10 protein-coding genes are annotated in these 10,805 nt (G+C 36.4%); 7 read left to right on the forward strand and 3 right to left on the reverse strand.

All coding sequences use genetic code 11. From position 1 onward, the window contains the following. The first annotated feature begins 305 nt into the window (after window positions 1-305). Window positions 306-1,052 carry a hypothetical protein gene (locus IQ228_RS12485; protein WP_193962982.1) on the forward strand — a complete coding sequence of 249 codons (747 nt, stop codon included), beginning with the start codon at window positions 306-308 and terminating at the stop codon, window positions 1,050-1,052. 208 nt (window positions 1,053-1,260) lie between these two features. Beyond that, window positions 1,261-1,869, forward strand: a complete 609-nt coding sequence (locus IQ228_RS12490; protein WP_193962983.1) for a Uma2 family endonuclease — start codon at window positions 1,261-1,263, stop codon at window positions 1,867-1,869. Between the two features lie 16 nt (window positions 1,870-1,885). On the opposite strand, the gene IQ228_RS12495 is transcribed toward IQ228_RS12490, so the two are convergent. Continuing rightward, the gene (locus IQ228_RS12495; protein ID WP_027404292.1) at window positions 1,886-2,275 is read right to left on the reverse strand and encodes a hypothetical protein; all 390 of its coding nucleotides are present in this window, start codon (window positions 2,273-2,275) and stop codon (window positions 1,886-1,888) included. 136 nt (window positions 2,276-2,411) lie between these two features. On the opposite strand from IQ228_RS12495, the gene IQ228_RS12500 reads away from it, so the two are divergent. Further along, window positions 2,412-3,167, forward strand: coding sequence for a Uma2 family endonuclease (locus IQ228_RS12500; RefSeq protein WP_193962984.1), 756 nt, complete (start codon window positions 2,412-2,414; stop codon window positions 3,165-3,167). Here IQ228_RS12500 and IQ228_RS12505 read toward each other — a convergent pair. After that, window positions 3,164-4,567, reverse strand: a complete 1,404-nt coding sequence (locus tag IQ228_RS12505; protein WP_193962985.1) for an ATP-binding protein — start codon at window positions 4,565-4,567, stop codon at window positions 3,164-3,166. The two genes, IQ228_RS12500 and IQ228_RS12505, sit on opposite strands and share 4 nt — an antisense overlap. Before the next feature lie 760 nt (window positions 4,568-5,327). Here IQ228_RS12505 and IQ228_RS12510 point away from each other — a divergent pair. Next, on the forward strand, window positions 5,328-6,080 hold the full coding sequence (locus IQ228_RS12510; RefSeq protein WP_193962986.1) for a hypothetical protein: 753 nt from the start codon (window positions 5,328-5,330) through the stop codon (window positions 6,078-6,080). A gap of 417 nt (window positions 6,081-6,497) precedes the next feature. Further along, on the forward strand, window positions 6,498-9,752 hold the full coding sequence (locus IQ228_RS12515; protein WP_193962987.1) for a putative Ig domain-containing protein: 3,255 nt from the start codon (window positions 6,498-6,500) through the stop codon (window positions 9,750-9,752). A 35-nt stretch (window positions 9,753-9,787) separates the two neighbouring features. Here IQ228_RS12515 and IQ228_RS12520 read toward each other — a convergent pair whose 3' ends face one another. After that, a complete protein-coding gene (locus IQ228_RS12520; RefSeq protein ID WP_168466310.1) occupies window positions 9,788-9,928 on the reverse strand; it encodes a hypothetical protein in 141 nt (46 codons plus the stop codon). 221 nt (window positions 9,929-10,149) lie between these two features. Between IQ228_RS12520 and IQ228_RS12525 the strand changes: the two genes are divergently transcribed. Both IQ228_RS12525 and IQ228_RS12530 read left to right on the forward strand, forming a co-directional pair. Continuing rightward, complete coding sequence (locus tag IQ228_RS12525; protein ID WP_193962988.1) at window positions 10,150-10,407, forward strand: hypothetical protein; 258 nt, start codon at window positions 10,150-10,152, stop codon at window positions 10,405-10,407. Between the two features lie 321 nt (window positions 10,408-10,728). After that, window positions 10,729-10,805, forward strand: a 77-nt coding sequence (locus IQ228_RS12530; protein ID WP_193962989.1) for a DUF433 domain-containing protein, incomplete at its 3' end; no start/stop codon positions are given.

The raw sequence follows: 10,805 nt of genomic DNA on the forward strand, positions 1-10,805 counted from the left end.
TGGGTTGATTTGTACGATAGCCTCAAAGAGAAAAAGTAAGTCTCTCAATTTTAATTATTCTCGTAAATAAACCGCGAACACTTTTCTCTTGGTTTTACTCCCCATTTTCCTTAACCGAGCAGTATTGCATAGTAAGGGATTCAATAATCAGAAATCATATTTTTATTAAATTTTTGATTCTCTTTTAGCGAAACCTAGTTATATCAGGTGTTTTAGGTGTTTTTTAGTATTAATATCCATAACACAATCAGAAATATGTCTTAGAAAAAATGTTATTATATTAACCAAGGTTACTTAGTTTGAATATGCTTGATCTAAATTATTTTGATATCGCCCAATATGCAGGAAATAAAGCCTTAGATGAGTTGTATAAAGCATATCTTATATATATTGAACCTATATCAAGGGCTTTGACTAATAATAACATCCATGTTGTTTCTTATGATTTCAAAGAAAATCATGATATAGACATTTTATCTTCAAACCTAACAGTACGAGATATTGATGTAGATTCTGCTGATCCTATAAATGCTTTACACTGGAGTAGTTATCTTATAACTTTACGTGAAGCGGAGGCTAAATACTGCATTAATGCAGCAATATTTTTTCAAATGAAGATGGAATCTGTGATCAATGACGTTATTGACAACAATGTATTAGGAAAATCTTTCTATGAAAAATGGAAAAACTTTTTAATGTCACATAATGCTACACCAGAAGAACTAGATTATTTGAATGGATACTGTGAAAATATCTATAGAAAAATGCGTAATACAACCATTCATGCTAAACAAAGGTTTGGAATCATAAATGCAGAATTGTTTAGATTTCCTCATGTTCATAAATATATAAAGTTTGGTTGGTATTCGTTTGTTTTCTTGCTTAATAAAACCAATGGATTGAATATGAATTATGAAGATAACTGGTTACAAATATGTCAGTCTATTCATCGTATTCCTGCAAACATATCGGAAGAGGATTTTTGTGATATGAGTATATTGTCAGGAGAAATGTCCAAAAAGCATTATGATTATATAAATCAGAACTTATAGTTTGTTTTAACAAACGAGCGTTGAAAGCACAAAGGATAAAATTTTTAATCGGTAGGTTGGGTTAAGCAACAGCGCAACCCAACATAATTTGAAAAAATCAAAAAAATAATCAATTACATCCTGTAAATCCTAAAATCCTGGATATCCTGATTCTGACAAATGGTTTAAAATATTAATAACTGACATTTATAACAAGGAGCATAAATTTATGCCAATCATGACCCTGAAAGATGTAGAACAAGTTCAAACTGCTTTTAGTGAAGCTGGTTTAGATTACGATGTTGAATTAACAAACGGGAGAATTTCTATTGTAGGTCCATCAGATATTGTATCTAGTGAAATTAGCAGTCGTTTAATTGCTTTTCTCTTCGCTTGGGTAAATCCTCGTCGTTTAGGAAGAGTATTTGATTCTGCTGGTGGTTTTATTTTACCTGATAGCAACCTCACCGCACCGGATGTTTCTTTTGTTCGGGCTGCACGTCTGCGTCAAAGTCCTCGCTATTTTGGCGAACTTGGACCAGATTTAGTAGTAGAAATTAAATCTCAAAGTGATAAAATTAAAACATTAAAAAATAAGATTCTCAACTTGATCAAATTAGGTGCAATTATTGGAATTTTAATTGATCCTGATGAAGAAACAGTAACAGTTTATCCTTCTCAAGGTGAACCAATAGTTTTTCATAATGGCGATATTTTAACTTTACCAGAACTTTTTCCAGGTTGGGAATTAGCTGTTTCTGAATTATGGCCTCCTATTTTTACTGAAGAAGAAATAGAAGGCTTAACAGGAGATAAGGGGATTGAAGAAAAGAATTAAAAAATCCAAACATCCTCTAAAATTTCACACCAATTTGACCATTAACTCCTCGCACAGAATTGTAACCAGCACCCACAAAAACATGATCGCTAGTGACTACTTGTACACCACCAGAAACAGCCACTCCTTGATCTTCCGAATACCAACCAATTCCGACATAAGGTGAAATAACTGGTAAACTCAAGAATTTTAAAAAATCTGCTCCCATAGCACCTTGAGGACTCCTTCCTACTTCAAGACCAAAACCTAAAACCTTAACACCCGCACCATAGGTAACTTCACTATCTTTACTTCCCACCGTTACCCAAGGTTGTGGTAAAAGTTGAGCCGCAACCTGATGAGAGGTAAATATATTTAAGCAAGTTAAGGATGAAATGAGTATTTTGATCATCAATGCTTTTTTCATTGTTGTTCTCCTCTACTACCAGTGATATCGTAACATTTTCATAAACATAATTAGAAATGTTTTTGGTGTTGTGTAGGTATAACTTAACATTTTCGGAGTCATGTTATAATCAACAAATAATTACTTGGTATCATACATGATGATTACTCAAGCGCCAGAATCCCCATCTAACACATTAGAAGATATATCAGAAGAGATAATTTTCCCACCCAGTGACTTATATAGTGATGAACCGCCAGTGGAAACAGAACTGCATCTCGAACAAATAATGCTCTTAATAAAATCACTCAAATGGTTATGGAAAGAGAGAACTGATTTTTATGCTGTCGGAAATCTCAGTATTTACTATAGTCCCCATCAAAAAAAATCAAAAGATGTGAGAGGTCCAGATTTTTTCGTAGTTCTAGGAACGGAAAGAAAAACTAGAAAAAGTTGGGTTGTATGGGAAGAAAATGGTAAATATCCTAACCTGATTGTGGAAATTCTTTCACCAACTACAGCGAAAACTGACAGAGAAACTAAAAAAGAACTTTATCAAGATATTTTCCGCACACCTGAGTATTTTTGGTTTGATCCCTATACCTTAGAATTTGCAGGTTTTTATTTAATACATGGTAAATATCAACTTGTAGAACCCAATGAAAATGGACATTTATGGAGTCAAGAACTGGGTTTATATTTAGGAATTGTTCAGGGTTTATTAAGGTATTTTACACCAGATGGAGATTTAGTTCCCACACCGGAAGAAAGTGCAGAATTTGAAGCTCAAAGAGCAGCAATTGAAGCTCAAAGAGCAACAATTGAAGCCCAAAGAGCAGCAATCTTTGATGAAAAAGCTCAACGGTTAGCAGCAAAGTTGCGAGAATTAAATATTGATCCAGATGCAATTTAATTTAGATCCCCGACTTCTTTGAGAAGTCGGGGATCTAGTTTGTGGTAAAATTTCCTAATCAGAGGTGAAATCTCTAAACTCACTTCTGCATTTATTTGTTGGGTAGAAACAAGAAAACGCCTTTTTAGGGATTGAATACTACTAACTATTGGCTCATAAACCTGATAACTATTTTCCAGTTCACTTAATAAAATTGAGCCATTTTGACTAGCTATAAAATGCAATAATTCTACTTCTGATGGTGGTAAGATATCTAAACTTTGCTCTAGAAAAGCCGTTAATTCAATATCTATAAAAGGTTGATCTAGTTGCAAGAATTTATTGGTGTCACCTGCAAATAATTCTTGAATAAGATAACCAATGATTTGTAAATATTGGGGGTTTCCTTGATAAATATTCAGCAATTTTTGATAATTTTCCTCATTCTTTAAGCCATATTTTTTAAGAATGTTTACACCACCATCATCTAATCCCAATAATTCCAGGGTGAAAACATGACTTTCAGATCCCCGACTTCTCAAAGAAGTCGGGGATCTAGGGATCGATAATTCACGAATTTCCTCACTACTATTGATAATTAGACAACTTTGATGTTTTGTTGTTGATAATAATTTAAATAGATTCCCATATTCTTCATACCCTTGTTGATATTTACCTGATACTTGATGCCTTGAAAAAATACAGTTAACATCGTCAATGATAATCAGGTAAGAGTGTTTTTCTATGGCTTTTTTAAATTGTGAAAGTTGATGAGGTGAATTATCTGGAATAAGCTGATCATGAGGGTAAATTGTCTCTGTGATTAGTTGTGCTAAACTGGGTAGAGATTTTAAACTTTTATAAATAACGAACTCAAAATTTTCTTTGATATGATCAACTAATTTTAAAGCTAAAGCAGTTTTTCCAATACCTTTAATACCCAGTAAAGTTATTAAATTACATTTTCCTTGGAGGATTTTTTGTTGTAGTAATGATAATTCTACTTTGCGTCCATAAAAATCACCGATTTCAGGTGCATCTTTTAAGTCTAGATGAGAGGTTATCTTTTCTTGTTTATGGATAATTTCATGATTTTCTGGTGATGGTGCAGATTCTTTAAATAGATTACCACTATTGATTGTGAAAATATTAGTTGAAGAGAAACTACATCTACCTAAAGTTGACTTGACATTAAATTTATTAACTTTTTTTCCAACTGCTTGAGATAAGGATTTCCACAGTTTACTGGCGCTATCCTTGATGTATTTTTCGCTGTGGTGGTGTTCTGTGGCGATATCTGCGTAAGTTCTACCCTGTAGTGTCCCTTCCAGGATAGCTCTTTGTAAATCATTGAGATGGTGTCCTTGATGCTCAAAGACTTGGTTATCTGCAATTTCAATTATCTCTTCAATATTTAACACTACTCCCCCCCTTCAAGTCAAGACTTTTTGATATTCTATCATGCTTTTAATACATCTTCTGGGGAGACTACACAGACAAAACCCATCTGCGCTGGTTGGAAATTTGGGCGTTGCTGATTAAGGGTATGAATTTTAGTCTCACGCAAAGGCGCAAAGACGCAAAGGTAAGAGTTTTAAAGGTTCAATTTGGGAATTTCATACCTCAATTCAGCAACGCCGAAATTTGTTAGCCTGGCGAGTGGAAGTCACGGCTACACAGACAAAACCCGCCTTCGCGGGTTTGGTGTAAGAGATAAATTTTTGACTAATGGCGTTTGTGAAGATTTTTATGGGTGACAGAATATTACTTTTAGAGACTTTTTCACGTTTTTACATACTTTTGAGGTCTTGACATCCTCTTTTGGGCGTATTAAATTCAGTATGTTTGAAAACTATTGTAACTTATTGTGGGTTGGGTAGTGAATTTCATATTTATCTACATTTACTCCCAATAACAATTTGTACGTTATTTGAACGGGGGAATTGACATGAATAAGATCATATCATCTGCGATCGCTTTTATGGGTGACATAATATTACGTTTAAAGACTTTTATATCACTTATACATACCTTTGAGGGCTTTACATCCTCTTTTGGGCATATTAAATTAAGTATGTTTTAAAACTATCGTAATTTATTGTGGGTCGGGTAGTGAATTTCATATTTATCTGCATTTACTCCCAATAAGAATTTGTACGTTATTCAAACGGGGGAATTGACATGAATAAGATCATATCATCTGCGATCGCTGTTTCTGCCATTACTGTATCTACTGTCTTTGGTTCAAGTTTAGTTAATCTTAATGTGCTACCAGCCCAGGCACAAAAGAATTACTGCGGACCCGAAAATAGCCGTACAGGTAGTTTCCTTACACGAGTTGGGATCGCACCTTGGGGACAACTATTTAGTCCTGCCTGTCAGGAACATGATGAGTGTTATATCAGAGTTGACCGCAACATTCCAGGTGAAACTAAAACACGGTGCGAAGAGCAATTTAAAACCAATCTCTATAGTCTTTGCAAATCCTTGCCCTTGCGTAATCAAGGTGATTGCATTGGTAAAGCAACACTTATGGTTAAAGCTGTGAAAGAGCTAGGGTTAGCGTCAGGTTCTGTGAAAGGTAGGTATGGTCTAAAAGTTATAAACGTTATCTCTAGACGTATTAGTAATCGTTTAGGTGATGATGAAATTGAAATATGTGTCAGCGTAAGAAATGATGGCAATATAAGAACAGAATGGAAATTGGCACTTTTGAATCAAAAAGGACAAACTATTGATGTAGAGCCAGACGCTTATCAACAAAATATTACAGAGGGAGAAACTAACAAATTATGCGTTAATACAGAATTTAGTCTAGAATCTATTCGCACTTTGGGGGGAAGGGCAACAGTAGTTGTATCTATTGATGATAAAGAAGGGTCTCCAAAAAAATTGAGAGAGGTTTATAGAAAAACAATTTCTGTTCCACGATAAACAGGTTCATCTTTTCTTGGTAAAAGTTTTCTAATGAAGTGCGGAATGTGGGTTATAAAATCCGAGAATATAGAAAGACATTGATTATTCTTACACAGGAGAATTTGATTGCGAAAAAGGAACTTATACACTTGAGGGGGAACATGATAAAGCACCGAATCACGAAGTTTATATCAAAAACTCAGCGTCTGTTGGGTGGAAGATCATATACAGGTACTAGTGAGTAGTCACACTTACACAAGCAAAACCCGCGCCCCAGCGGGTTTGCTACAAGATATGGATTTTTGACTGGTGGAGTTTGTGAGTATTCCCAAAAATTATCAAGCCAAGCTCTTATTTTGTTTAAGAGATTGGAGTACAAGCTAACCGAAAAGACCGATCTCATAAAGTATTAAACAATTGATGGTAAATAATATTATGACATCCGATCAAATTTCAATAGAAGTCAATGGTAAGGTAGATGTCTTTCAACTGTCTGCTTACGGAAATGAGCAAGATCAAGATCAGACGGATCAAGAAGGAACTGTAAAAGTTAATGGAAATGAATTAGAACTTCAGGGAAGTCTATGGCGAAAAGTCAAGATTGACCATAAAATCACCCCTAAAACAATTTTAGAATTTGAATTTCAGGGTATTAAAGAAGGAGAGATTCACAGTATAGGATTTGATAACGATAATGTGGTGTACGATAAAAACCTTCTTAATGATCAAACGACTGACGATACAACTTTTCAGATATGGGGATCACAGGAATCAAGTTTTAAATGGAATCCAATCACTAACGGTATTGATAGATATGCAACGAATTTGGGGTGGCATAAATACAAAATTTTATTAGAAGATCACTTCAACGGTAGGTTTTCTTACCTAACATTTGGTAATGATCAGGATGTTACTAATCCGACTGCCACTGCTAAATTCCGTGGACTGAAGATTTATGAAAACCCGGATACTCCTGAAGATCCAAATCCCGAATCTGACGAAAACCCGGATACTCCTGAAGATCCAAATCCCGAATCTGACGAAAACCCGGATACTCCTGAAGATCCAAATCCCGAATCTGACGAAAACCCGGATACTCCTGAAGATCCAAATCCCGGACTTTTTGAAAAACAGCTATCTAATACAAATATTTATGCTATAAAGACGTACGGATCTTTTATATATATTGCGGGATCTACTAGTAAAAACCTAGATGGAAAAATTAATAATGGTAAAAATGATGCTTTCATCAGTAAGTACACTCTTGAAGGTAATTTAGATTCGACACAACTGTTAGGATCATCAGGCGATGAATCCGCCAGGGCGCTGGCAATAAATACTGATGGTTGGATATATCTTGCCGGTAGTACCATTAGTGATAATAGTGATGTCTTTGTTGCACAATTGAAAGCTGATAATCCAGTGGCTTCAGTGGCTTACTTCCCGATATACGGAACTAATAAAAATGAATACCCAAATGCTATAACAACAGGATTAGATGGTTCTATATATGTTGCCGGTTCGACTGGAGGACAGCTGGACGGACAAAATAATAATGGTGGTATTGACGCTTTTATTACAAAATATACAAGTGATCGTACTAAACCTAAAGTATGGACAAAGCTCTTAGGAACTAGTAGTGATGATTCTGTCAATGCTATAACAACAGGATTAGATGGTTCTATATATGTTGCCGGTTCCACTGGAGGACAGCTGGACGAGCAAAATAATAATGGTGGCATTGACGCTTTTATTACAAAATATACAATTGATGGTACTAAAGTATGGACAAAGCTCTTAGGAACTAGTAGTGATGATTCTGTCAATGCTATAACAACAGGATTAGATGGTTCTATATATGTTGCCGGTTCCACTGGAGGACAGCTGGACGAGCAAAATAATAATGGTGGCATTGACGCTTTTATTACAAAATATACAATTGATGGTACTAAAGTATGGACAAAACTCTTAGGAACCAGTAGTGATGATTCTGTCAATGCTATAACAACAGGATTAGATGGTTCTATATATGTTGCCGGTTCTACTGGAGGACAGCTGGACGAGCAACCCAATATTGAGGGTAATGCTAGTTTTGTTCGAAATATTTCGAATGATGAGGAGGTTACTAATAATGAAGTTCCCACAGCAAATGCAATTGCAGACCAAAACGCTAAACAAGATAACGTCTTTAATTTCCAACTTCCCACCAATACTTTCACAGATATTGATGCTGATGATGTTCTTACCTATTCAGCAACCTTAGAAAATGACAATGCTTTACCAACTTGGTTAACCTTTAATCCCACAACTCGCACCTTTAGCGGTACTCCCACTAATGATAATGTAGGGAACTTTAATGTTAAGGCGATCGCTACAGATAAAGCCGGGGCAACTGTTAGTGATATCTTTACTATTACAGTTGAAAATGTCAACGATGCACCAACATTAGGAAATACAATTGCAGATCAAAACGCTAAACAAGATAACCTCTTTAACTTCCAAATTCCCACCAATACCTTCAGCGATATTGATGCTGGTGATGTTCTTACCTATTCAGCCACATTAGAAAATGGCGATGCTTTACCAAGTTGGTTAACCTTCAATTCTACAACTCGCACCTTTAGCGGTACTCCCACTCATGATAATGTGGGTAGTTTGAATATTAAGGCGATCGCTACAGATAAAGCCGGGGCAACTGTTAGTGATATCTTTACTATTACAGTTGAAAATGTCAACGATGCACCAACATTAGGAAATACAATTGCAGATCAAAACGCTAAACAAGATAACCTCTTTAACTTCCAAATTCCCACCAATACCTTCAGCGATATTGATGCTGGTGATGTTCTTACCTATTCAGCAACCTTAGAAAATGACAATGCTTTACCAACTTGGTTAACCTTTAATCCCACAACTCGCACCTTTAGCGGTACTCCCACTAATGATAATGTAGGGAACTTTAATGTTAAGGCGATCGCTACAGATAAAGCCGGAACATCTGCTAATGATATTTTTGCGATCGCAGTCGAAAAAATCATTGACAACCAATCTACAACTGTAGGAACTCCAGGAGATGATAAATTAATTGCTACTCCTGGTAGTCAATTCGATGGTCAAAACAATATTGTATTTACAGGTGCAGGTAAAGATGAGGTAGACCTGTCCACTGTATCTGTTTTTCCCAACTCAGGTAACAATATCGTTGATCTGGGTAGCGGTGAAGATACAATTTTTGTGAATAAACGCGATCGCGCTTTCGGTAGTGACGGTAATGACACCTTTAATGCTAAAGATGGTCAAGGTGGCAACCGCATATCCGGTGGTCTTGGGGATGATACCTTCTACTTGGGTAGCAATGACCGCGCTTTAGGTGGTGATGGTAAAGATATCTTCAGAGTTAGTCTTGGTGGTGGTAACTTAATTTCCGGTGGTGCTGGTGCTGACCAATTCTGGATTGTCAATGCTGAATTACCCTCTTCGGCTAATACCGTGCTTGACTTCCAACTGGGTACTGATGTCATTGGTATTCAAGGTGCTGTCAGTTTAGGTATTACCACATCCACACTCAAGTTAAATCAAGTTGGTGCTGATACTGCGATTGTCTTCAACAATCAAACTTTAGCGACTCTGACTGGGATTCAAGCCAGTAGCTTGAGTTTGACAGATTCTAAACAGTTTGTCTTTGCTTAGAATATAATTCTCCCATAGGGGTTTAGCGCGATGCGTTAAGCTCCTGATCTAGGGATATAGGGACAGCGATCGCTCGAATTAACCACCGAATACCTCATCCTGGAAATCCTGAAATCCTGGAAATTCTGATTCAGACAAATTCCCACAGCGATCGCTCGAATTAACCACCGAATCATAGAAATCCTTTTCTCAAGAATTGGTAAAGGCGATCGCTCGAATTAACCACCGAATCCTGGAAATCCTGATTCAGACAAATTCCCACAGCGATCGGTCTTCTCAATAATTTAGCAGGGGCGATCGCTCGAATTAACCACCGAATCCTGGAAATCCTGATTCAGACAAATTCCCACAGCGATCGCTCATCATTAATTATCCTCAAATTAACAACCTTATTTTGGTGCGATTAGAGTTATTCAGATCCCCGACTTCTCTAAGAAGTCGGGGATCTAGGGATATAGGGACAGCGATCGCTCTAATTAACCACCGAATCCTGGAAATCCTGATTCAGACAACCACAGCGATCGCTCGAATTAACCACCAGATACCTCATCCTGTAAATCCTGAAATCCTGGAAATCCTGATTCAAACAATTTCCCACAGCGATCGCTCATCATTAATTATCCTCAAATTAGCAACCTCATCCTGTAAATCCTGAAATCTTGGAAATCCTGATTCAGACAAATTCCCACAGCGATCGCTCGAATTAACCACCGAAGGGAGCATCCTGTAAATCCTGAAATCCTGGAAATCCTGATTCAGACAATTAATCAGCGTCAAATTAGCAACATCATTTACAAACAGATCCATCATCCTGTAAATCCTAAAATCCTGGAAATCCTGATTCAGACAATTAATCACCGTCAAATTAGCAACCTCCTCTGCAAATAGATCCCTCATCCTGGAAATCCTCACACAGCTTGCACCACGCTATCAGACAAATGCTACAATTAATCCGTAACGACAAGAAGTAAACAAAATGGAAAGCAGAATAACTATTCATCCAGATATTTGCAATGGACGACCTATTATTACTAATACTCGAATTTCTGTACA

The sequence above is a fragment of the Dolichospermum sp. LEGE 00246 genome (assembly GCF_015207865.1).
Classification (GTDB): domain Bacteria; phylum Cyanobacteriota; class Cyanobacteriia; order Cyanobacteriales; family Nostocaceae; genus Dolichospermum; species Dolichospermum heterosporum.

Excerpts from the sequence above, each read along its gene's own strand:
- IQ228_RS12485 (WP_193962982.1), top strand. The coding sequence starts at position 306 with ATGCTTGATCTAAATTATTTTGATATCGCCCAATATGCAGGAAATAAA.
- IQ228_RS12490 (WP_193962983.1), top strand. The coding sequence starts at position 1,261 with ATGCCAATCATGACCCTGAAAGATGTAGAACAAGTTCAAACTGCTTTT.
- IQ228_RS12495 (WP_027404292.1), bottom strand. The coding sequence starts at position 2,275 with ATGAAAAAAGCATTGATGATCAAAATACTCATTTCATCCTTAACTTGC.
- IQ228_RS12500 (WP_193962984.1), top strand. The coding sequence starts at position 2,412 with ATGATGATTACTCAAGCGCCAGAATCCCCATCTAACACATTAGAAGAT.
- IQ228_RS12510 (WP_193962986.1), top strand. The coding sequence starts at position 5,328 with ATGAATAAGATCATATCATCTGCGATCGCTGTTTCTGCCATTACTGTA.
- IQ228_RS12515 (WP_193962987.1), top strand. The coding sequence starts at position 6,498 with ATGACATCCGATCAAATTTCAATAGAAGTCAATGGTAAGGTAGATGTC.
- IQ228_RS12520 (WP_168466310.1), bottom strand. The coding sequence starts at position 9,928 with ATGATTCGGTGGTTAATTCGAGCGATCGCTGTGGGAATTTGTCTGAAT.